Origin of the sequence: Pseudomonas sp. NPDC007930, from assembly GCF_042958985.1 — a bacterium.
Lineage (GTDB): Bacteria > Pseudomonadota > Gammaproteobacteria > Pseudomonadales > Pseudomonadaceae > Aquipseudomonas.
This window is the reverse complement of sequence record NZ_JBIBKC010000020.1, coordinates 13,920-35,664: the sequence shown is the minus strand read 5'-3', so window position 1 is coordinate 35,664 and position 21,745 is coordinate 13,920. Positions and strand designations below refer to the sequence as shown.

Annotated in this window: 17 protein-coding genes; 5 read left to right on the top strand and 12 right to left on the bottom strand. The window is 64.7% G+C overall.

Annotation, left to right across the window (positions count from 1 at the left end):
* Positions 1-17 precede the first annotated feature (17 nt).
* The 3 genes from rpsO (at position 18) to ACFZCE_RS24450 (ending at position 3,264) form a co-directional block, all read left to right on the top strand.
* On the top strand, positions 18-287 hold the full coding sequence (rpsO, locus tag ACFZCE_RS24460) for a 30S ribosomal protein S15 (protein ID WP_390943128.1): 270 nt from the start codon (positions 18-20) through the stop codon (positions 285-287).
* A gap of 238 nt (positions 288-525) precedes the next feature.
* Entirely contained in the window at positions 526-2,634 is a 2,109-nt protein-coding gene (pnp, locus tag ACFZCE_RS24455) for a polyribonucleotide nucleotidyltransferase (RefSeq protein WP_390943127.1), read from the top strand.
* Between the two features lie 279 nt (positions 2,635-2,913).
* Positions 2,914-3,264, top strand: coding sequence for a BON domain-containing protein (locus ACFZCE_RS24450; RefSeq protein ID WP_390943126.1), 351 nt, complete (start codon positions 2,914-2,916; stop codon positions 3,262-3,264).
* A gap of 115 nt (positions 3,265-3,379) precedes the next feature.
* Here the strand turns inward: ACFZCE_RS24450 and ACFZCE_RS24445 are convergent, their stop codons facing one another.
* The 12 genes from ACFZCE_RS24445 to dksA form a co-directional block, all read right to left on the bottom strand.
* Positions 3,380-6,298 (bottom strand): DUF748 domain-containing protein, encoded by a 2,919-nt coding sequence (locus ACFZCE_RS24445; protein ID WP_390943125.1) that lies wholly within the window; start codon positions 6,296-6,298, stop codon positions 3,380-3,382.
* An 81-nt stretch (positions 6,299-6,379) separates the two neighbouring features.
* Positions 6,380-7,255, bottom strand: coding sequence for an oxygenase MpaB family protein (locus tag ACFZCE_RS24440; protein WP_390943124.1), 876 nt, complete (start codon positions 7,253-7,255; stop codon positions 6,380-6,382).
* 21 nt (positions 7,256-7,276) lie between these two features.
* Positions 7,277-8,941, bottom strand: a complete 1,665-nt coding sequence (gene pgi, locus ACFZCE_RS24435; RefSeq protein ID WP_390943123.1) for a glucose-6-phosphate isomerase — start codon at positions 8,939-8,941, stop codon at positions 7,277-7,279.
* Between the two features lie 188 nt (positions 8,942-9,129).
* Entirely contained in the window at positions 9,130-10,002 is an 873-nt protein-coding gene (panC, locus tag ACFZCE_RS24430; protein ID WP_390943122.1) for a pantoate--beta-alanine ligase, read from the bottom strand.
* A complete protein-coding gene (panB, locus tag ACFZCE_RS24425) occupies positions 9,999-10,799 on the bottom strand; it encodes a 3-methyl-2-oxobutanoate hydroxymethyltransferase (RefSeq protein ID WP_390943121.1) in 801 nt (266 codons plus the stop codon). Before panB ends, panC begins: the two co-directional genes overlap by 4 nt.
* A 216-nt stretch (positions 10,800-11,015) precedes the next feature.
* The gene (gene folK / locus ACFZCE_RS24420) at positions 11,016-11,498 is read right to left on the bottom strand and encodes a 2-amino-4-hydroxy-6-hydroxymethyldihydropteridine diphosphokinase (RefSeq protein WP_390943120.1); all 483 of its coding nucleotides are present in this window, start codon (positions 11,496-11,498) and stop codon (positions 11,016-11,018) included.
* The gene (locus ACFZCE_RS24415; RefSeq protein ID WP_390943119.1) at positions 11,495-12,865 is read right to left on the bottom strand and encodes a polynucleotide adenylyltransferase PcnB; all 1,371 of its coding nucleotides are present in this window, start codon (positions 12,863-12,865) and stop codon (positions 11,495-11,497) included. Before ACFZCE_RS24415 ends, folK begins: the two co-directional genes overlap by 4 nt.
* A 714-nt stretch (positions 12,866-13,579) precedes the next feature.
* Positions 13,580-15,007 carry a sigma 54-interacting transcriptional regulator gene (locus tag ACFZCE_RS24410; protein WP_390943118.1) on the bottom strand — a complete coding sequence of 476 codons (1,428 nt, stop codon included), beginning with the start codon at positions 15,005-15,007 and terminating at the stop codon, positions 13,580-13,582.
* 22 nt (positions 15,008-15,029) lie between these two features.
* On the bottom strand, positions 15,030-17,981 hold the full coding sequence (locus ACFZCE_RS24405) for an ATP-binding protein (protein ID WP_390943117.1): 2,952 nt from the start codon (positions 17,979-17,981) through the stop codon (positions 15,030-15,032).
* Entirely contained in the window at positions 17,971-18,147 is a 177-nt protein-coding gene (locus ACFZCE_RS24400) for a hypothetical protein (protein ID WP_003250005.1), read from the bottom strand. Before ACFZCE_RS24400 ends, ACFZCE_RS24405 begins: the two co-directional genes overlap by 11 nt.
* Before the next feature lie 77 nt (positions 18,148-18,224).
* Entirely contained in the window at positions 18,225-19,106 is an 882-nt protein-coding gene (gene gluQRS, locus ACFZCE_RS24395) for a tRNA glutamyl-Q(34) synthetase GluQRS (protein ID WP_390943116.1), read from the bottom strand.
* Positions 19,107-19,178: 72 nt separating this feature from the next.
* Positions 19,179-19,622 carry an RNA polymerase-binding protein DksA gene (dksA, locus tag ACFZCE_RS24390; protein WP_390943115.1) on the bottom strand — a complete coding sequence of 148 codons (444 nt, stop codon included), beginning with the start codon at positions 19,620-19,622 and terminating at the stop codon, positions 19,179-19,181.
* A gap of 234 nt (positions 19,623-19,856) precedes the next feature.
* On the opposite strand from dksA, the gene ACFZCE_RS24385 reads away from it, so the two are divergent.
* Positions 19,857-21,029: a pyridoxal phosphate-dependent aminotransferase gene (locus tag ACFZCE_RS24385; RefSeq protein WP_390943114.1), complete on the top strand. Its 1,173-nt coding sequence runs from the start codon at positions 19,857-19,859 to the stop codon at positions 21,027-21,029.
* Positions 21,029-21,739 (top strand): DNA/RNA nuclease SfsA, encoded by a 711-nt coding sequence (gene sfsA, locus ACFZCE_RS24380; protein ID WP_390943113.1) that lies wholly within the window; start codon positions 21,029-21,031, stop codon positions 21,737-21,739. Before ACFZCE_RS24385 ends, sfsA begins: the two co-directional genes overlap by 1 nt.
* Positions 21,740-21,745 lie beyond the last annotated feature (6 nt).

The window sequence follows — 21,745 nt, the reverse complement described above, 5'->3', positions numbered from 1 at the left end:
GATTTGGAGAAAGCCTCATGGCACTCAGCGTTGAAGACAAAGCTCGTATCGTTGGCGAATATCAGCAAGCTGCTGGCGACACCGGCTCGCCGGAAGTTCAGGTTGCTCTGCTGACCGCAAACATCAACAAGCTGCAAGACCACTTCAAGGCCAACGGCAAAGACCACCACTCCCGTCGTGGTCTGATCCGCATGGTTAACCAGCGCCGCAAGCTGCTGGACTACCTCAAGGGTAAAGACGCTTCGCGTTACAGCACCCTGATCGGCCGCCTGGGCCTGCGTCGCTGATTGCGAACGGCCAGTGGTGAGCATGGCGTGTCACGCCTCGCAACGGCCTTTGGCCGGGGCGGGCGTGGGCGCCGTGCGACTCAATGAGGTTGGCGGCCCGCGCCGCCCGGTACGCAAGTGCCGGGTGGGCGGGCCCCCAGCCTCAAGTTTTATCTGGACCCCCGCCGGGCCGAATCCCGCGGTTGCCCAAGCATTCGTTTATACAAGTTCCCCCAAGCGCAATGGAAGGTAGGAAGCCGTGAACCCGGTAATCAAGAAGTTTCAGTTCGGTCAATCGACCGTAACCCTCGAGACGGGCCGTGTTGCCCGCCAGGCCAGCGGTGCCGTGCTGGTCAGCATCGACAACGACGTCACCGTGCTGGTCACCGTCGTCGGTGCCAAGCACGCCGACCCAAGCAAGGGCTTTTTCCCGCTGTCGGTGCACTACCAGGAAAAAACCTACGCCGCCGGTAAAATCCCCGGCGGTTTTTTCAAGCGTGAAGGCCGCCCCTCTGAAAAAGAGACCCTGACCTCGCGCCTGATCGACCGGCCGATCCGCCCGCTGTTCCCCGAAGGCTTCATGAACGAAGTCCAGGTGGTGTGCACCGTGCTGTCGACCAGCAAGAAGACCGACCCGGACGTGGCCGCCATGATCGGTACCTCCGCGGCCCTGGCGATCTCCGGCATCCCCTTCAGCGGCCCGATCGGCGCCGCGCGCGTGGCTTACCACGAAGGCACCGGCTACCTGCTGAACCCGACCTACGAGCAACTGGCCGCCTCGCGCCTCGACATGGTCGTGGCCGGTACCTCCGACGCCGTGCTGATGGTTGAATCCGAAGCCCAAGAGCTGACCGAAGACCAAATGCTGGGCGCCGTGCTGTTCGCCCACGACGAGTTCCAGGTGGTGATCAACGCCGTCAAGGAACTGGCCGCCGAAGCCGCCAAGCCGACCTGGGACTGGCAGCCGAAAGCCGCCAACACCGCCCTGATCGACGCCGTGCGCGGCGAGTTCGGTGCCGCTGTTTCGCAGGCCTACACCATCACCCAGAAGGCTGACCGCTACGCCCGCCTGGGCGAAGTGCGCGAGCAGGTACTGGCGCGCTTTGCCACCGAGCAGGAAGGTGCCCCGAGCGCCGCTGAAGTCAAAGAGATCTTCGGTGAAATCGAATACCGCACCGTGCGCGAGAACATCGTCAACGGCGTGCCACGCATCGACGGCCGCGACACCCGCACCGTTCGCCCGCTGAACATCGAAGTTGGCGTGCTGGCCAAGACCCACGGCTCGGCGCTGTTCACCCGCGGTGAAACCCAGGCGCTGGTGGTGGCCACCCTCGGCACCGCCCGTGACGCTCAGCTGCTCGACACCCTCGAAGGCGAGAAAAAAGACCACTTCCTGCTGCACTACAACTTCCCGCCGTTCTCGGTCGGTGAGTGTGGCCGCATGGGCAGTGCCGGCCGCCGCGAAATCGGCCACGGCCGCCTCGCCCGCCGTGGCGTACAAGCCATGCTGCCAAGCGCCGCTGACTTCCCGTACACCATCCGCGTGGTCTCGGAAATCACTGAATCCAACGGTTCCAGCTCGATGGCTTCGGTCTGCGGTGCTTCGCTGGCCCTGATGGACGCCGGCGTACCGATGAAGGCGCCGGTAGCCGGTATCGCCATGGGCCTGGTCAAGGAAGGCGAGAAATTCGCCGTACTGACCGACATCCTCGGTGACGAAGACCACCTCGGCGACATGGACTTCAAGGTAGCCGGTACCGCCAAGGGCGTGACCGCGCTGCAGATGGACATCAAGATCAACGGCATCACCGAAGAGATCATGGAGATCGCCCTGGGCCAAGCCCTGGAAGCGCGCCTGAACATCCTCGGCCAGATGAACGACATCATTGCCCAGTCGCGCAGCGAACTGTCGGCCAATGCCCCGACCATGATCTCGATGAAGATCGACACCGACAAGATCCGTGACGTGATCGGTAAAGGTGGCGCGACCATCCGTGGTATCTGCGAAGAAACCAAGGCGTCGATCGACATCGAAGACGATGGCTCGATCAAGATCTTCGGTGAAACCAAAGAAGCCGCCGAGGCTGCTCGCCAGCGCGTACTGGGCATCACCGCCGAGGCTGAAATCGGCAAGATCTACGTGGGCAAGGTTGAGCGCATCGTCGACTTCGGCGCGTTCGTTAACATCCTGCCGGGCAAAGACGGCCTGGTGCACATCTCCATGCTCAGCGATTCGCGCGTAGAGAAAGTCACCGACGTGCTGAAAGAAGGCCAGGAAGTGAAAGTACTGGTACTGGACGTGGACAACCGCGGCCGTATCAAGCTGTCGATCAAAGACGTACCGGCAGCGGAAGCTTCGGGCGTTTAAATCACCCAGCTGTGTAGAAAGGGCCCCGAGTGGGCCCTTTTTTTATGCCCGGCTGTTGGGCCCGGCCAAACTTTTCAGGAAGCTGCAACTTGCACGCAAGCTTTTACCCCGACCTTGCAAGATGCACGACCCTAGCGTAGCGATGAAATTATAAGCTGTTGTTTTTAATAGGTTTATTTTTTAAGCGAAGCTGGCACGGCCCCTGCAACTACCCTGTTACTGCCCCCCTTTACCCATTAGAACGACGGGGGGAGCTTTCAAAAAAACAGGAGTTTTCGTATGAAAAAGTTCACTATCGCTGCCGCCACCGCTCTGACCCTGACCCTGGGCAACGTTGCCCTGGTCCAAGCCGCCCAAACCACTTCGGCGCCGATGATGCTGGCCGCCGGTGAAGTGGATTCGGCCAAGCAAGCCACCTCCGACACCTGGATCACCACCAAGGTGAAATCGGACCTGCTGACCGAGAAAGGCATTCCAGCTTCGGACATCAAGGTTGAAACCAACCAAGGCGTTGTGTCGCTGTCTTCCCAGGTGACCATCACTGAGTCCCAGAAGAAACAAGCCGTGGCCATCACCAAGAAAATCAAAGGCGTTAAGTCGGTTTCGGCCGATGGCCTGCATGCCGAGTAATATCGCCTGATCGATATTACCGCCCGGACCCCTCTGCTTGGGTTCATGCGAAGATCAGAAGGACCTGATCACCCTAAAGCCCCACTCACTTGAGTGGGGCTTTTTTTGGCGGCGCCTACTCCGCATCCAGGTGCAGATTGGTCTCGACCTTCCCATCCGCCTGCGCCTGCACCAGGCTGGCGTCGATCAGGAACACCCGGTCATCCGGCAACTGGCCCTTCTCGACCAAAAAGCCCTTGATCGCACTGGCCCGGGCCTGCCCCAACTGGCGCAGCAGCGCCGTGCTGTCGCTCCAGGAGCCAATCACCGCATCGCGCAGTTGCTGCTCGCGGGCCTCGCTGGCGAGCTTCTCCCACTCGGCCGGTGGCTGTTGCTTCAAGCGGGTGCGGTAGATGCCTTCGAGCAGCGCCGGCTTCTCGGCATCCGGTACCTTGAGGTCTGCCGCTTGCGCCGGGACCTTATCCCCACGCCGTTGGAGGATCTTGTACCAGGTGCTCTGGTATTCGCGCTCCAGCCGCTGGTTGGCCAGCAGCTTGCCGTCGCTGGCCTGGGCGCTGGTGCCTTCTACCTCCAGGTGCAGCTCTGGCCGTTGCTTCAAGGCCTCGGCCAGCTTCAGCAGGTTGGCTTGCGCGGTGCCGTCGATTTCGCTGCTGCCGGGGGTGAACGCCACGTTGCTCAGGTCATCGCCGCCACCGCCGTGCACCAGCCCACCGAGCAGTTTGAACGGCGCCGCCACCGCCCGCACCATCAGGTTGCGCAAGGTTTGCCAAACGATCGGCATCACCGAGAACTGCGGGTTGTTCAGGTCGCCAGACACCGGCAGCGCCAGGGAGATCTTGCCTTGGCTGTCTTTGAGCAAGGCAATCGCCAGTTTCACCGGGAGGGTGGTGGCATCCGGGCTGTCGACCTTGTCGCCCAGTTGCAGTTGCTCCACCAGCACGTTGTTCTCCGCCTGCAACTGGCCTTTGCGGATCTGGTAATGCAGGTCGAGGCTCAACCGGCCCTTGCGGATGCGGTAGCCGGCGAACTTGCCGGAGTAGGGCGTGAGGGTGGTGAGCTCAACGCGGTTGAAGCGGGTGGCGATGTCGAGGCTGTTGAGTGGGTCGAACGGCAGCAGGCTGCCTTCGATGGTCACCGGGGCGTAGCGGTCCACTCGGCCCTTGATGTCGACCCGCGCCGGTTTCGGTTCGGTGTTGTCCAGGGTGCCGATCTGCCCTTGCAGCTGGGCAATCGCGGTGGCGAAGTTCGGCGTCAGGCTGAAGTCGGCGAAGTTGGCCGAGCCGTCGTTGATGCTGATGCCGCCGATGCGGATCGGCATCGGCTTCTCGCTGCCGGCTTCGCTCGCCGCTTTGCTACGGGGCGCTGGCTTGGCGCTGGCGGCGCCTGCCGGTTGTTTGATGATCAGGTCATCGATGTTGGTGGTTTGGTCTTCGTTGATCATAAAGCGCGCATAGGGCTGTTGCAGCGCCACGCTGGCGATGGTCAGGCCAGCGCCCTGGCGGTAATCCAGGCCCTGCACGTCGAGTTTTTGCCAGCGCACGAAGTCCCGCGACTTGATCGTGTCGAGGGTGTGCAACTGGTTGACCTGGGCGTTGCCGGTCACGCCGAACGCCAGGGGCTCGGTGCTTTTCAGGTCCACCGCCAGGTCGCTGTCGAGCATCCCGCTGCGCAGCTCAAGGCGAACGAACGGGCTGATGTAGGCCTGGGCCACGCGCAGGTCGATGTCTTGGGTGTTGACCTTCAGCCGCGCGCTGACCGGTGCCAGGCTCACTTCGCCAGTGGCGCCCAGGCGGCCTTGTTTGCCGATGCCGGTATCCAGCTTCACGTTGAAGGGCTTGCCGCCGAGGCTGTCGAAGTGCTGCACGTCGAGGTTCAGCGGGCCTACGTCGAGGGTTACGGGCTCTTTCGGTTGGCGGTCGGCCAGGTGTACCCGGTAGTCGCGCAGGGCGGCGCTGCCCAGAAGGATTTGCCACGGCTTGGCCGGCGGTGTTTTTTTCGCCTCCGGCACCGCTTTTGGCGCGGTGGCGGGTGCCTGGCTGGCGAACAGCTTTTGCCAGTCCAACTGGCCGTCGGCTTCGCGCGCGGCCCAGGTTTCGAGCTTGTCGCTGGTCACCTTGCCGAGGGTGACCTTTTGTTGCGCGAGGTCCAGCGAGGTGTCACTCACCTGCAGGCGTTCCAGCCGCAGCAGCGGCTTGCCGTCGGTGCTGTCGAGGTTGAACGGCGCCAGGTTGAGGGTGGCGCGCTCAAGCTTGAGCTGGGTGGTGGTGGCCAGGTCGAGCTGGTAGTCGGTGCTGAAGTCGAAGCGGCCTTGCTTGAGGTCCAGCGGCAGGGCGTCGCGCACATACGGCCACCACACCTTCAGGCGGCCGTCACTGACCTTCAGCGTGCCGTGGGAGGCAATCGGCGCAAGGCTGACCTGCCCGGTCCAGTCGATCCGCCCGCCGGTGGGGCCGTCGGCGCTGAGGGTCATGTCGGCTTGGTCATCGGGCAGGGTGCTGAGGTTTTTCAGCGTCAGGTTCATCGCGTCGTACACGAACTCGATCGGCTCGCTCGGGCGGGCGTCCTTGAAGTGCAGGTAACCCTGGTTGAGGCTGATGGTGCCAATCCGCACGGGGAACGGCTTGCTCTCGGGCGCGGCGGGCTTTGGTTCGCTAGGCGGCAGTTTGAACAGGTTGGCCAGGTTCAGTTGGCCATCCTTGGCAAACGCCAGCTCGGTGTGGGGTTTGTCGAGGGTGATGGCCTCCAGGTGCAGCGCGCCGGTCCACAGGCTGTCGACCTGCAGGTTGGCGTACAGCCGCTCGAACGCCAGTTGTTCGTGATCCGCGGCGCCCAGGTGCAGGCCCCAGAGGGTCAGCTCCAGGCTGAAGGGGTTGAACTCGATGCGTTCCAGGCGCGCCGGTTGCGTGGCGTACTGGGCCAGTTGCTGGTTAGCGATGCGCAGGGCAATGCCCGGCAGCACCAGGAAGCCCAGCAGCCCATAGAGGGCCACTGCCACGGTTACGCCGATAACGGCGCGGATAAATCCTTTGCGCATGAAATATTCGCTGCATCGATCAAAGGTGGGTTTGAGTATGGCATGGCGAAACGGTTCATTGCCTATCGTGCTTTCGGAAAATCACTGTACAGGCAAGCCCAGCCGGCGCTTGGCGCGGTGTGCCGAGCCATCGCGCACGGCCCAGCGCAGGATCGGCGCGCCTTGGTTGATGGCCACTCGGATGCACTCGCGGCGCAGCGGCCCCTGGTGCAGCTCAAGCATGCCGCTGGCCCAGGTGGGCAGCAGGTCGATGCCCGCTTGCATCATCAATTGCCCCACTGGCCTGGCGATGCGGCTGGGGGCGGGGGCGTGCAGCAGCAGCCGCACCACCTCGCGGCAGCGCTCGTCGCACACCAGTTGTGGCCGCTGGCGGGCGAGGTAGTCGGCCACTGCCTGGCGTGAGGTGGGCACCTCGCGCGCGCCGAGGCGCCGGGCGATCAGGGCGATTTCTTCGTAGTAGCGGTCTTGGTCGGCCAGCGACAGCTGCGGGTTGCGGTAACGCAGGTGGGCGGCGAGGAACTGGCTGACCTCCGCCACGTGCACCCAGGTGAGCAGGTCGGGGTCGCTGGCGGCGTAGGGCCGGCCGTCGAGGGCGGTGCCGGTCACGCGCAGGTGAATGGTACGGACCTTTTCAATCAGCCATTCGGCGTCTTGGGTGGCGCCGAAGGTGGTGCCGGAAATGAACTGCCCCGTGCGGCGCAGGCGGCCGAGCATGTCTTGGCGGAAATTCGAATGGTCCCACACGCCAGCCAGCGCCAGCGGGTGGAGCATTTGCAGCATTAACGCGGCGATGCCGCCCACCAGCATGCTGGTGAAGTCGGCGTGCACTTGCCAACTGACCGAGTTTGGGCCGAACAGGCCTGGGTCACCCTTGGGGTTCTCCAGGTCGAGTTGGCCGAGCGACAGGCCCGTGAGGCTCAGAACCTGCCGCTCGATGCGCCGGCGGATGGCTTCCATGCGCAGCGCCCCTGGCCAGCCTTAGCCGCGGTGGCGGCTGCGGAAGAAGTTGATCAGGCCTTGGGTGGAGGCATCCTCGGCCGGCTCTTCGATGCCGCCGATCAGGCGTTGATACACCCCTTTGCCCAATTCCTTGCCCAGCTCAACACCCCATTGGTCGAAGGCGTTGATGCCCCAGATCACGCTTTGCACGAACACCTTGTGCTCGTACATCGCCACCAGCGCGCCGAGGCGGCGTGGGCTGATGCGCTCGACCACCAGGGTGTTGCTCGGGCGGTTGCCCGGGATCACCTTGTGCGGCGCGAGCTTCTGGATGGCGTCTTCGGCCATGCCTTTTTCGCGCAGCTCGGCTTCGGCTTCGGCGCGGGTTTTACCCAGCATCAGCGCCTGGCTTTGCGACAGGCAGTTGGCGAACAGCCACTGGTGGTGATCCGACACCGGGTTGAAGCTGACCACCGGCACGATGAAGTCCGCCGGGATCAACTGGGTGCCTTGGTGCAGCAACTGGTGGTAGGCGTGCTGGCCGTTACAGCCCACGCCGCCCCAGATCACCGGGCCGGTGTCGGTCACCACCGGGCTGCCGTCCTGGCGCACGCTCTTGCCGTTGGATTCCATGTCCAACTGCTGCAGGTGCTTGGTGATGTTGCGCAGGTAGTGGTCGTACGGCAGGATCGCGTGGCTTTGCGCGCCCCAGAAGTTGCCGTACCACACCCCGAGCAGGGCCAGCAGCACCGGCATGTTCTGCTCGAACGGTGCCGTTTGGAAGTGCTGGTCCATGGTGTAGGCACCGGACAGCAGCTCCTTGAAGTTGGCGGTACCGATGCTCATGGCGATCGGCAGGCCAATGGCCGACCACAACGAATAGCGGCCGCCGACCCAGTCCCACATCGGGAAGATGTTTTCTTCGCGGATGCCGAACGCCACTGCGGCGGCGTTGTTGCTCGACACGGCGATGAAGTGGCGGTGCAGCTCGGCTTCCGAGCCACCCTGGGCCAGGTACCAGGCGCGCGCGGCCTGGGCGTTCTTCAGGGTTTCGAGGGTGCCGAAAGACTTCGACGAAACGATGAACAGGGTGGTTTCGGCGCGGATGCGCGAGGCCAGCTCGTGGAATTCACTGCCGTCGATATTGGCCAGGTAATGGCAGCGCACGCCGCGTTGGGCGTAGGGCAGCAACGCCTCGGAAACCAGCTCCGGGCCGAGGAACGAGCCGCCGATGCCGATGTTCACCACGTCGGTGATCGGCTTTTCGGTGTAGCCGCGCCACAGGCCGTCGTGCACCCGGGTGACCAGCTCGGTCATCTGGTTCAGCACCCGGTGCACTTCCGGGATGATGTTGCTGCCGTTGACCTTCAGCTTGTCGCCCACCGGGCGGCGCAGCGCGGTGTGCAGCGCCGGGCGGTTTTCCGAGGCGTTGAGGATCTCGCCACTGAGCATGGCGCTGATGGCGTCTTTGAGCTTGACCTCGTCGGCCAACTGCACCAGCAGGTCGCGGGTTTGCTGGGTGATCAGGTTCTTGGAGTAATCCAGGAACAAACCGCAGCCGCTCAGGGAAAAGGTGTTGAAGCGGTTGGGGTCGGCGTTGAAGGCTTCGCGCATGCTGAAGTCGTTCATGGCCGCGCGGTGGTCGGTCAGGGCCTGCCAGGCGGGCAGGGTGGTCACGTCATGAGGAGTGCGGTAGTACGCCATCGCTGCAGGATTCCTTATTGCTTGAACTGCCTCTTGGACATTGGGGGGCTCGCCCCGGTTGCGTGAAATTCACGCCACCACGGCGGGTGGGCTATGGAGAGCGCCCAAGCTGCGTGCCCATGAACACGGCGCGGGGTACTACGCCGCGCCGTTTATCGGCAAAAGCATACGCCGCCGCGACCGTTCGGTCACTGGGCTTTATCGGCAACCGTTGCCCGCTCGAACACCAGGTTGTCGATCAGCCGGGTGTTACCGGCGTAGGCGGCGACCAGGATCACCAACTGCTCGTCGTTGGCGTGGGCCGGGCGCAGGCTGCTGGCCTCGCGGATGTCGAGGTAATCCAGGCGCAGGCCGCTGCCGGCGATGACCTGGCGGTGGCGGGTCATCAGCGCTTCGTAGTGGCGCTCACCGCCCTGGATGGCCTCGGCCATGGCTTGCAGGGTGCGTTGCAGCAGCGGCGCCAGGGCGCGCTGGGTGGCGTCGAGGTAGCCGTTGCGCGACGACAACGCCAGGCCGTCATCCGCCCGTACGGTGGGCTCGCCGATGATCTCGATGGGCATGTTCAGGTCGCGCACCATGGCGCGGATCACCGCCAGTTGCTGGTAGTCCTTCTGGCCGAACACGGCCACATCCGGCTGGGCCATGTTGAACAGCTTGTTCACCACCGTGGCCATGCCGTCAAAATGCCCTGGGCGGCTGGCGCCGCACAGCTCTTTGGCCAGCTCTGGCACGCTCACCCGGGTTTGCACGGCGGTGCCGTCGGGGTACATCTCGCTCACGGTGGGCGCGAACAGCAGGTCGCAGCCGGCGGCCTCGAGCTGCGCCTGGTCGGCGGCGAGGGTGCGCGGGTATTTGTCGAGGTCTTCGTTGGGGCCGAACTGCAGCGGGTTGACGAACACGCTGGCCACTACGAATGCGGCGTGCTGGCGCGCGGTGTGCACCAGGGCGATGTGCCCGGCGTGCAGGTTGCCCATGGTCGGCACCAGGCCGATGCGCTTGCCCTCGGCGCGGGCCTGGGTCACGGCGGCGCGCAGGGCGGCGACGTTATTGACTGTGATCATGCGTTGAATCCGTGTTCGCTGGCAGGGAAACTGCGGTCTTTGACCGCCTCTACGTAGGCCTGCAAGGCGCCGGCAATGCTCGCCTGGCCGGCCATGAAGTTTTTCACGAAGCGCGGCACCCGGCCGCTGAGCGACAGCCCGAGCATGTCGTGCAGCACCAGTACCTGGCCGTCGGTGGCGTTGCCGGCGCCGATGCCGATCACCGGCACCCGCGCGGCCTGGGTGACCTCGGTGGCCAGGGCGCTGGGCACGCATTCGAGCAGGATCATCGCCGCGCCGGCGTGCTCCAGGGCCAGGGCGTCTTCGCGCAGTTGGCGGGCCTGGGCGTCTTCGCGGCCCTGCACCTTATAGCCGCCGAGCAGGTTGACCGACTGCGGCGTGAGGCCCATGTGCACGCACACCGGGATGCCGCGCTCGGTGAGCAGGCGCACGGTGTCGGCCAGCCAGGCATTGCCTTCGAGCTTGACCATGTGCGCGCCGGCTTGCATCAGCGTTGTGCAGTTGGCCAGGGCCTGTTCGACCGTGGCACAGGCCATGAACGGCAGGTCGGCGACGATCAGCGCGCCCTGGTTGCCGCGTTTGGTGCTGGCGGTGTGGTAGGCCATGTCGGCGACGCTGACCGGCAGGGTGCTGTCGTGGCCCTGCAGGACCATCCCCAGCGAGTCGCCCACCAGCAGCACCTCGACCCCGGCCTGGCTGGCCAGGTGGGCGAAGGTGGCGTCGTAGCAGGTCAGCATGGTGATCGGCTCACCCTTGTGCTTGAGGCCTTGCAGGGTGGTCAGTGTGATGGCTGGCATGAAAAGGCATCCTCGGCTGGCCGCCTGAGTGGGCGGCGTTACCTGAAATCCGCGGTGGGGTAACCCAATTCTAGGTAGGGCTTAGGCCACGGCGGGTGGGTGCTGTTCCCCGGGAGGGGGGCAAACGGCGGCCTATAGTCGGGAGGCGCGGCGCGCAAGTCAATCCCGCTGTTACCGTTATGTTACCTGGGTGTTACTGGCCCGGTGGGCGGGGCCCTACAGCCGCACCAACCCCTCGAACGGGCACGCCTCGAGCAGGCTGGCCAGGCTGCGGCCATCCGGCAGGCTGAACTGCGCCGGCACCAACTCTGCCAAGGGGTATAGCACGAAGGCGCGCAGGTGCAGCTGGTTGTGCGGCACCACCAGGCGCGGCTCGTCGATCAGTTGTTGCCCATACAGCAGCAGGTCGAGGTCAAGGGTGCGAGGGCCCCAGCGTTCGCCGCGCACCCGGCCCTGGGCGTTCTCGATACCTTGCAGGGCGTCGAGCAGTTCAAGCGGCGCCAGCCTGGTGTCGAGCGCGGCCACGGCGTTGGTGTACAGCGGCTGCCCGGGCAGCAGCGATTCGCTGCTGTACAGCGCCGAAGCGCCCACCCACTGGCTGTGGGGCAGCGCCTGCAGGGCGGCCAGGGCTTGCCGGAGCTGCTCGGTCGGGGCATCGAGGTTGCTGCCCAGGCCGATAAACGCCCGTACCGGGCTCACTCGTCGTCACCGCCGCCGCGGCGCCGGCGCCGGCCTTTGCGTGGGGCTGGGCCTTCTTCATCACGGCCGGCGAGGTCGCGGATCATCGCCCGGCGTTCGCTGTCGGGCACTTCCTGGTACTCGGTCCACCACTGGCCCAGGCCGTCGGTCTGCTCGCCAGCGGTTTCGCGCAGCAGCAGGAAGTCGTAGCCGGCGCGGAAGCGCGGGTTTTCCAGCAGTACGTCGGCGCGTTTGCCGGTGCGCCGTGGCAGGCGCTCCTGCATGTCCCAGATCTCTTTGATCGGCAGGGTGAAGCGCTTGGGGATCGCCACGCGCTGGCACTGCTCGCTGATCAGGTCGTGGGCGGCTTCTTGCATCGCCGGTATCGGCGGCAGGCCTTTGGCTTGCAACTGCGCGGCGCGCATCGGCAGGGCCGGCCACAGCAGGGCAGCGAACAGGAAGGCCGGGGTGACTGGCTTGCCCTGGGCCACGCGCAGGTCGGTGTTGACCAACGCATTGCGGATCAGCGTATGGGTGTAGCTCGGGCTGTACTCCAGCGCCGCGGCACTGGCCGGGAACATCGCGTCGAACAGTTGCAGGTCGACCAGCATTTCGAAGGTGTCTGCGGCCTGGCCAGACAAAAACAGCTTGAGCGACTCTTCGAACAGCCGCGCCGCGGGGATGTCACGCAGGCTGCGCGCCAGTTCGCGGATCGGCTGCACGGTGCGGCGCTCGATGCTGAAGTCCAGCTTGGCGGCGAAACGCACCGCGCGCAGCATGCGCACGGGGTCTTCGAGGTAACGCTGCTGCGGGTCGCCGATCAGGCGGATCAGCTTGTTACGCACGTCGTGCACGCCGTTGGCGTAGTCGAGGATGCGTTCGGCGATCGGGTCGTAGTACAGCGCGTTGATGGTGAAATCGCGGCGCTGGGCGTCGTCTTCCAGGGTGCCGTACACGTTGTCGCGCAGGATGCGCCCGCTCTGGTGTTTGGACGACTGGTGCGAGTCGGGGGCGTCTTCGTCCGGGTGGTTGGCCCGGAAGGTCGCGACCTCGATGATTTCACGGCCAAAATGCACGTGAACCAGCTTGAAGCGGCGCCCGATGATGCGTGCGTTGCGGAACTCCGCGCGCACCTGCTCGGGGGTCGCGCTGGTGGCGACGTCGAAGTCCTTGGGGGTGATGCCCAACAGCAGGTCGCGCACGCAACCGCCCACCAGGTAGGCCTGGTAACCGGCCAGTTGCAGGCGTTCGACGATGTTCACCGCCTGGCGGCTGAACTGTTGGCGTTGCAGCGAATGCTGGCCGCTATTGAGCACTTGCGGCGTGGTGCGAATGTGATGCACCAAAGGCGCCGAGGGGCGGAGAGACTGGAACAGCTTCTTCAGCATGGGATGCACTGTGTGAAGGAATGACCGGCCGGATCAGTAATGGCCGCATGATGGGCGGGGATTCTAGCATTTAGTAACACGATGGTGTAAGACGCCGCGGCCGATGGGGCAGGGCGGTAGGCGGGGGCTGCCAAAACGCAGAAACCACAAGGGGAGCCGTAGCTCCCCTAGCAAGTGTTGCATGCTCGTTTTTATTCTTCTCGCGGGCTTTTTGTTTTTGTTCAATGCCCTACCCTGGCAGCTTCATCGCTTGAGGGCATGCCCCCTATAGCGGGGGCGAAGAGCAAACGGATTGCTTTGAACGCCGCAGTGAAATGACCGTTGTCCAACCAGTGCCGAGCTGCTGTATCGCAGTTTTGTTCTTTTCGCTGGCTGCGGGGGTAAGCCCGAAATCAATGCCTCTCCAAAAGAATCAGTTAGCTTCGTCTCATGCCGTCTTGTTTTTATTGTGCTTGAGCCGGTTCGTGTTGTTTTTGTTATGGGTGCTTCGCTTGTTCTTATTCTTGTACCGAGAATATAGCAGGTGCCGTGCCAACTTTTGAAAACCCTTGAAAATCAAGAGGTTGCAGATTTGTGTAGTGATTTTCCAGCGCGGCTACAGAGGGTTTTCGTTACCGTACGCCTCGCCAGGTGTTACGCCCATTCGCCTGCGGTAACAATTTTGCGTTCCCTGGCGAGAGGGCCGTGCTAGAGCGGTTGCTTGGCTGAAACGTATCAGCTTTCGTTGGCCACGCTCGACTTGCGCCGCGGGATGCCCAAGCGTTGCCGGCGTTCCCACAGGCACTTGCGGCTCACGCCCAATTTGCGCGCCAGCTCGGTTTCGGTCATGTGGTCCTGGTGCTCGAGCACGAAGTGCTGGAAGTAGTCTTCCAGCGAGAGGTCTTCGGTCGGGTCGTGGCTGGCGCTGGGGGCGGCCGAGGTTTGCGGCGGCAGGCCGAGGAAGTCATCGGCCTCGGCCAGGTCGCTCAACTCGATGTCGATGCCCAGCAGGTCGGCGGGAATGTCGTTACCCTCGGTGAGGATCACCGAGCGCTCCACGGCGTTTTCCAGCTCGCGCACGTTACCTGGCCAACTGTAATGGCGGATGGCGCTCTCGGCCTCGGCGGAGAAGCGCATGCCGCTACGCCCCAGCCGCGCGCTTTGGCGGGCCAGGAACACCCCGGCGATTTCGCTCACGTCGGCGCCGCGTTCGCGCAGCGGCGGCAGCTTCAGGGCGATCACGTGCAGGCGGTAGTAGAGGTCTTCACGGAACTGGCCGTTCTTGGCCAGGGTTTTCAGGTCGCGGTGGGTCGCGGCGATCAAACGCACATCGACCTTTTGCGACTGCACCGAGCCTACCCGGCGAATTTCCCCTTCCTGCAGCACCCGCAACAGGCGCGCCTGGGCTTCGAGCGGCAGCTCGCCGATCTCGTCGAGAAACAGCGTGCCGCCGTCCGCGGCCTCGACCAGCCCGGCACGGCCGGCGCTGGCGCCGGTAAAGGCGCCTTTCTCATGGCCGAACAGCTCGGATTCGATCAGCGTTTCCGGGATCGCCGCGCAGTTCACCGAGATCATCGTGGCCTTGGCGCGCCGCGACAGGTTGTGCAGCGCCCGCGCGACCAGTTCCTTGCCGGTGCCGGATTCGCCCTGGATCAACACGTTCGAGTCAGTCGGCGCGACCTTGCGGATCTTGCCGTAGAGGTCGAGCATCGGCGGGCACGAGCCGATGATGCCGATTTCGCCGTTGGCCGCGGCCGCGGGTTTGTCGCCTGCCTTGGCCGGTGCCGCGCTGGGCGCTGGCGCCACGGCCGGGCCGCGGTCCTTGAGGATGCGCGCCACCGCCTGGAGCATTTCGTCGTGGTCGAACGGCTTGGCGATGTAGTCGACCGCGCCCATTTTCATCGAGTCGACTGCCGAGCGCAGGCTGGCGTAGCTGGTCATGATCAGCACCGGCTTGCCTTCTCCCAGGCCGATCAGTTCGGTGCCGGGCGCGCCGGGCAGGCGCAGGTCGCTGACGATCAGGTCGAACGACGGGATGGAGAAGCGTTCCCGGGCCTCTTGCACGGAGCCGGCTTCACTGACCTGGTATTGATTCCGTTCGAGCAGGCGACGCAAGGCAGATCGAATGATGGTCTCGTCTTCGACGATAAGAATATGAGGCATGTATTCCATTCTCTCGACGGTCTCAGTTGACAGCGGACGTCGCTTCGACATGGCGTGGCAGGGTCACCCGGATGCGGGTGCCTCGTTGCCGTTCTACGTCAGCCGGGCTGTCGATGGTGATTTGTCCATAATGCTCTTCCACGATCGAATAGACCAGAGCAAGCCCCAGTCCTGTTCCCTCACCGGGATCCTTGGTCGTAAAGAAGGGTTCGAAGAGCCGATCCATGATGCTCTTGGGAATACCGCTGCCCTCATCTTCGACGATCAGGTCAACGGTGTGTTCGTGGGTTTCGCTGCGCACGCGCACCGCGCTGCCGGGGGGGGAGGCATCGCGCGCGTTGGAAAGCAGGTTGATCAGCACCTGGGCCAGGCGCTGCGGGTCGCCCTCGGCCCAGTGGTCGGGCTCGCACAGGTTGAAAAAGTGTATCTCGAAGTTACGCCGGTTCAGCGCCAGCAGGCCGATGGCATCCTGCGCCACCTGGGCCAGGTTCACCGGCTCGACGCTTTGCTGGTGGCTGCCGGCGTGGGCGAAGCTCATCAGCGACTGCACGATGCGCGAGACCCGTTTGGTCTGGTCGAGGATCTGGCTGCTCAGCTCGGTGATCTCGCCATCCTGCTCGCGCTCTTCGCGCAGGTTCTGCGCCAGGCAGGCGATGCCGGTGATCGGGTTGCCGATCTCGTGGGCCACGCCCGCGGCCAGCCGGCCAATGCTGGCCAAGCGCTCGGAGTGCACCAGTTTGTCTTCGAGCAGTTGGGTGTCGGTGAGGTCTTCGACCAGCAGCACCAGCCCGCTGTTACCCGGGGCCAGGGGCTCGGCGATCGCGGCCTTGTGCAGGTTCAGCCAGCGGGTATGGCCCTGAATCGCCAGTTGCTGTTTGTGCAGGTGTTGGTCCGGCACCTGGATGAACCCCAGCAGCAGGCTGTGCCAGGGTTCTTCCAGGGTGGCCAGGCGCGAGCCGACCACCCGCTGCGCGGCGATGCCGGTCAGCTCTTCCATGGCCTTGTTCCACATCAGGATCTCGTGGTCCTTGGCCAGCGAGCACACGCCCATGGGCAGTTCTTGCAGGGTTTGCCGGTGGTAGCGGCGCAGGGCGTCGAGTTCGGCGGCCAGGCCGGTGAGGCGCGAGTGGTAGTCTTCGAGGCGGCTTTCGATGAAGTGGATGTCTTCGGTAACGTAGTTCTCGCCGCCGGCGGCCTTGTACGGCAGGAAGGTTTCGACCATGTCTTGCGCCACGCTCGGGCCCATCAGCCCGGAAAGGTTGGCCTCGATGCGGTCGCGCAGGCGGCGCAGCGCATAGGGGCGGCGCTCGTCGAAGGGCAGGTAGAGGTCGCGCAGGGCTTGTTCCACTTCCTTCTGCGCGGCGCGGTGGCCGAGGGGCTTGGCCAACTGGGTGGCGAACTCCTGGGGCGAGGCGGCGTGCAGTTCACGGCGTTGCGGGCGGCGTACGTTGTCCACTGCGCAGGCCTCGGCTGCGCTGGCCTCTTCGGCGCTTGGGGTGCTGAACAGCGACACCAGGGTGAAAATCAACACGTTCACCGCCAGCGAGGCGATCGCCGCCATGTGCCAACTGGTGTCGTCCATCACGTACACCAGGTCTAACCCGGGCAGGTAAAAGCCCTGGATGTCGCCCATCAGTGGCAGCAGCATGGTCAGCATCCACACCGCGATCCCGGCCATCAGCCCGGCCATGAAGCCACGGCGGTTGGCCGCCGGCCAGTACAGCACCGAGAGCACCCCAGGGAGGAACTGCAGCGTCGCGACGAAGGCGACGATGCCCAGGTGGGCGAGGTCCTGGCGGGTGCCCAGCACCATATAGAAGGCATAGCCGGCGGCGAGGATGGCGATGATCAGCCCGCGGCGGGTCCACTTCAGCCAGCGGTAGATGCTGCCTTCGGCCGGCGGTTGGTACAGCGGCAGCACCAGGTGGTTCAGGGCCATGCCCGACAACGCCAGGGTGGTGACGATGATCAACCCGCTGGACGCCGACAGCCCGCCCACGTACGCCAGCATCGCCAGGGCCGGCTTGTTGGCGGCGATGCCGATGCCCAGGGTGAAGTACTCCGGCGTGGTGGTGGCGCCCAGTTGCAGGCCGGCCCAGAGAATCAACGGCACCGCCAGGCTCATCAGCAGCAGGAACAACGGCAGGCCCCAACTGGCGCTGACCAGCGCGCGCGGGTTGAGGTTCTCGGTAAAGGCCATGTGGTACATGTGCGGCATCACGATGGCCGAGGCGAAGAACACCAGCAGCAGGGTGCGCCACGGGCCTTCCTGCAACGGGGTATGCAGCGCGGTCAGGGCCATCTGGTTTTGCAGCAGCCATTGCTCCAGCGCGTGCGGGCCGCCGAACACCCCGTACAGCGCGTACAGGCCGATGCCGCCCATGGCTACCAGCTTGATGAGAGATTCGAAGGCGATGGCGAACACCAGGCCTTCGTGTTTCTCCCGCGAGGCGATGTGCCGCGAGCCGAAGAACAGCGTGATCAACGCCACCATCACGCAGTAGCCGATGGCGATCCGGTGCGGCATTGGCTCGTGGGTGAGGATGCCGATCGAGTCGGCCACCGCTTGAATCTGCAGCGCCAGCAAGGGCAGCACGCCCATCAGCATGAATACCGTGGTCAGCGCGCCGGCCCAGGTGCTGCGAAAGCGAAACGCGAAGAGGTCGGCCAGCGACGACAACTGATAGGTGCGGGTGATGCGCAAAATCGGGTACAGCAGCACCGGCGCCAGCAGGAATGCGCCCGACACCCCCAGGTAGCAGGCCAAAAAGCCGTAGCCGTACTCATAGGCCAGGCCCACCGTGCCATAGAAGGCCCAGGCACTGGCATAGACGCCGAGCGACAAGGTGTAGGTGAGCGGGTGGCGCGTGAGCCAGCGCGGCAGCAGCCCGCGCTCGCTGATCCAGGCCACGCCGAACAGCACCAGCAGGTACGCCAGGGTGACCAGCACCATCTGGGTGAGGCTAAAGCTCATCGGCGTCTCGCTGGCTCTGCAGGATGAAAGTGACCACGATGAGGATCAGCCACAGCAGGTAAGGGCGGTACCAGGCGCCGGTCGGCTCGATCCACCAGTCCATGATCGCCGGGGAGAACAGATAGATGCCCACCACCAGCAGCAAGACCAGGCGATAGATGTACATAGTGGCCTCTCATGGGTTGCGTGCCGGTCCTGGTTTTTATTCTAGCCGGCGATGGTAGCGCAGCGGCACCGCTGCGGTCACGCCAGGTGTGCTTCAGGCAGCGTGGCGGTGCGCGGGATGGCCGCCGCGTTCCAGTGCGCGCGGGCCCAGGCCAGCAGGGTGGCCGGGGCTTCGCCGGCAAGGGTTGGCTCCGGCTGCTGGCCCAGCGCGCGCAGGGCACGCATCAGCAACGGCGCGGCCTGCTCGGCCTGTAGCGGCGGCGAGCGGTAGCTTTTACCGAGCTTGTGGCCATCGGCCTGGATGATCAGCGGCACGTGCAGGTACTGCGGTGCGGGCAGCCCGAGCAGCTCCTGCAGGTACAACTGGCGCGGGGTGGAGTCGAGCAGGTCGGCGCCGCGCACCACGCTGGTCACCCCTTGCAGGGCGTCGTCGAGCACCACCGCCAGTTGGTAGGCATACAGCCCGTCGCGGCGGCGCACAATGAAATCCCCTACCTCGCCACCCAGGTGCTGGGCGAAATGGCCCTGCACGCGGTCTTCAAAGCTGTAGCGCAGCTCTGGCACCCGCAGGCGGATGGCATTGCCGGCCCATGCGTGCCCGGCGTTGCGGCACAGGCCCGGGTACACCCCGGCGAACCCTTCCAGCGCCTTGCGCGAGCAGGTGCAGGCATACGCCAGGCCAGCACGCAGCCACTGCTCGAGCACCGCCTGGTAGGCCTCGTGGCGCTGGCTTTGGTACAGCACCGGGCCGTCCCACTCGAAGCCGTAGGCCTCCAGCGTGCGCAGGATCGCATCGGCGGCGCCGGGCACCTCCCGCGGCGGGTCGAGGTCTTCCATGCGCAGCAGCCACTGGCCACCGGCCGCGCGCGCGTCGAGGTATGACGCCAGCGCCGCCATGAGCGAGCCGAAGTGCAGGTAGCCACTGGGGGTGGGGGCGAAGCGCCCGATGGGGTTATTCATGGGAAAAGAAGGCTCTACCAACACGAGGGCTGGCGGCTAACAGGGGCGCTGGCCGCGCCCCTGGCAAGCGGATCATTTACCGACTTGTTTTTCCTTGATTTCGGCAAGGGTTTTGCAATCGATGCACTGGTCAGCGGTGGGGCGTGCCTCGAGGCGGCGTACGCCGATCTCGATGCCGCAGGAGTCACACCAGCCGTACTCTTCGTCTTCGATCAACTGCAGGGTTTTGTCGATCTTCTTGATCAACTTGCGCTCACGGTCGCGGGCGCGCAGTTCGAGGCTGAATTCTTCTTCCTGGCTGGCGCGGTCCGCCGGGTCAGGGAAGTTGGCCGCTTCGTCCTTCATGTGGTCCACGGTGCGGTCCACTTCCTGCATCAGCTCCTGCTTCCATTTATTGAGGATGAACGTGAAATGCTTGCGCATGTTCTCGCTCATGTACTCCTCGCCCTTGGTTTCTTTATAAGGTTCGAAGCCGCGAAGCGCATTGCTGTTTTGCTGGTTTTCATTGGTGGGCATGAATTGACCGCCTCTCGCTCAACTAAATCCACTGCGCAGGATGATCCATCTCCGGCACCCGCCGGCCCTGCGACTGCAAGCCGGCGAACTTACCAGATAGCATCAGGGTGCGCTACTCCCGGTTATCCAGCCCCTGAGGGGGCTGGGCGTTGGCTGATCAGACCATAGCCCACGGGAAAAATCCCTCGCGGGATGCGTACAATGTGGGTTTTTTCTCACCCTCAGGATCCGACCATGGCTTCGCCCTACAGCGCACGCAGCCGCGCGATCGAACCGTTCCACGTGATGGCCCTGCTGGCGCGCGCCAATGAGCTGCAGGCTGCCGGCCATGACGTGATCCACCTGGAGATCGGCGAGCCGGACTTCACCACCGCCGCACCTATCGTCAGCGCCGGCCAGGCCGCGCTGGCCGCCGGCCATACCCGCTACACCGCCGCCCGCGGCCTGCCGGCGCTGCGCGAGGCGATCGCTGGCTTTTATGCCAGCCGCTATGGCGTGGCGCTCGACCCGCAGCGCATCCTGGTCACCCCGGGGGGCTCGGGGGCGTTGCTGCTGGCCAGCAGCCTGCTGGTAGACGTGGGCCAGCATTGGCTGCTGGCTGACCCCGGCTACCCGTGCAACCGGCATTTTTTGCGGCTGGTGGAGGGCGGCGCCAAGCTGGTGCCGGTTGGCCCGGCGGAGCGTTATCAACTGACCGCCGAAGCAGTGGCGCAGCAATGGGACGCCAGCACCGCCGGTGCCTTGGTGGCCTCGCCGGCCAACCCCACCGGTACCTTGCTGAGCCTGGCCGAGCTCGAGGGCTTGAGCCAAGCGTGCAAAGGCAAGGGCGGCCACCTGGTGGTGGATGAGATTTACCACGGCCTGACCTATGGGGTAGATGCCGACACTGTACTGAAGGTGGACGACGGCGCGTTTGTCTTGAATAGTTTTTCCAAATATTTCGGCATGACCGGTTGGCGCCTGGGTTGGCTGGTGGCACCCCCGGAGGCGGTACCGGAATTGGAAAAACTGGCGCAAAACCTTTACATCAGTGCCTCGAGCGTGGCCCAGCATGCGGCGCTGGCGTGTTTCGAGCCGGCCACCCTGGCCATCTTCGAAGAGCGCCGGCATGCCTTTGAGCAACGCCGCAACTTCTTGCTGCCGGCGCTGCGCGAGCTGGGCTTTGGCATCGCGGTCGAGCCCGAGGGGGCGTTCTACCTGTACGCCGACATCAGCGCCTTTGGCGGGGATGCCTTTGCCTTCTGCCAGTACTTCCTCGAACAACAGCACGTGGCCTTCACCCCCGGCTTGGACTTTGGCAGCCACCTGGCCAGCCAGCACGTGCGCTTTGCCTACACCCAGAGTTTGCCGCGCCTGGAGCAAGCAGTGGAACGCATCGCCAAGGGCTTGCAGGGGTGGCAGGGCTGATGCGGTTTTCGCCTCCCCTGGAAGCCGCGCGGCTGTTGCGCCGCTACAAACGGTTCCTGGCCGACATCGAGCTGGCCAGTGGTGAAGTGCTCACGGTGCACTGCCCGAACACCGGTTCGATGCTCAACTGCATGGCCGAAGGCGGGCGCGTGTGGTTCAGCCGCAGCAACGACCCCAAGCGCAAGCTGCCGGGCACCTGGGAGCTCAGTGAAACCCCCCAGGGGCGCCTGGCCTGCATCAACACCGGGCGGGCCAACGCCTTGGTCGAAGAGGCGCTGTTGGCCGGCGTGATCCCGGAACTGGCCGGCTTCACGTCGTTCAAGCGCGAGGTGCCCTACGGCCAGGAGCGCAGCCGCATCGACTTTTGCCTGCAGTACCCCAGCGGCCCGGCCTATGTCGAAGTCAAAAGCGTGACCCTGGGGTTTGCTGGCAGCACGGTGGCGGCCTTCCCTGACGCGGTCACCCAGCGTGGCGCCAAGCACCTGCGGGAGCTGGGCGCACTAGTGCGGCAAGGCATTCGCGCGGTGCAGTTGTACTGCGTGTGCCTTGATGGGGTCGAGGCGGTGCGCCCGGCGCTGGAGATCGACGCGGCCTATGCCCAGGCGCTGGCGCTGGCGCGGGAGCAAGGGGTGGAGGTGTTGGCCTACGGGGTGCGCATGGGGGTGGAGGAGATGTGCGTGGATCGGCGCTTGGCGGTTGAGTGGGGTTGACCCGCG

Coding starts and splice junctions, on each gene's coding strand:
- ACFZCE_RS24400 (WP_003250005.1), bottom strand. CDS start 18,147: ATGTACATCTATCGCCTGGTCTTGCTGCTGGTGGTGGGCATCTATCTG.
- panB (WP_390943121.1), bottom strand. CDS start 10,799: ATGCCAGCCATCACACTGACCACCCTGCAAGGCCTCAAGCACAAGGGT.
- ACFZCE_RS24440 (WP_390943124.1), bottom strand. CDS start 7,255: ATGGAAGCCATCCGCCGGCGCATCGAGCGGCAGGTTCTGAGCCTCACG.
- gluQRS (WP_390943116.1), bottom strand. CDS start 19,106: ATGAATAACCCCATCGGGCGCTTCGCCCCCACCCCCAGTGGCTACCTG.
- sfsA (WP_390943113.1), top strand. CDS start 21,029: ATGCGGTTTTCGCCTCCCCTGGAAGCCGCGCGGCTGTTGCGCCGCTAC.
- pgi (WP_390943123.1), bottom strand. CDS start 8,941: ATGGCGTACTACCGCACTCCTCATGACGTGACCACCCTGCCCGCCTGG.
- ACFZCE_RS24415 (WP_390943119.1), bottom strand. CDS start 12,865: ATGCTGAAGAAGCTGTTCCAGTCTCTCCGCCCCTCGGCGCCTTTGGTG.
- rpsO (WP_390943128.1), top strand. CDS start 18: ATGGCACTCAGCGTTGAAGACAAAGCTCGTATCGTTGGCGAATATCAG.
- ACFZCE_RS24445 (WP_390943125.1), bottom strand. CDS start 6,298: ATGCGCAAAGGATTTATCCGCGCCGTTATCGGCGTAACCGTGGCAGTG.
- ACFZCE_RS24410 (WP_390943118.1), bottom strand. CDS start 15,007: ATGCCTCATATTCTTATCGTCGAAGACGAGACCATCATTCGATCTGCC.
- ACFZCE_RS24450 (WP_390943126.1), top strand. CDS start 2,914: ATGAAAAAGTTCACTATCGCTGCCGCCACCGCTCTGACCCTGACCCTG.
- ACFZCE_RS24405 (WP_390943117.1), bottom strand. CDS start 17,981: ATGAGCTTTAGCCTCACCCAGATGGTGCTGGTCACCCTGGCGTACCTG.
- panC (WP_390943122.1), bottom strand. CDS start 10,002: ATGATCACAGTCAATAACGTCGCCGCCCTGCGCGCCGCCGTGACCCAG.
- dksA (WP_390943115.1), bottom strand. CDS start 19,622: ATGCCCACCAATGAAAACCAGCAAAACAGCAATGCGCTTCGCGGCTTC.
- ACFZCE_RS24385 (WP_390943114.1), top strand. CDS start 19,857: ATGGCTTCGCCCTACAGCGCACGCAGCCGCGCGATCGAACCGTTCCAC.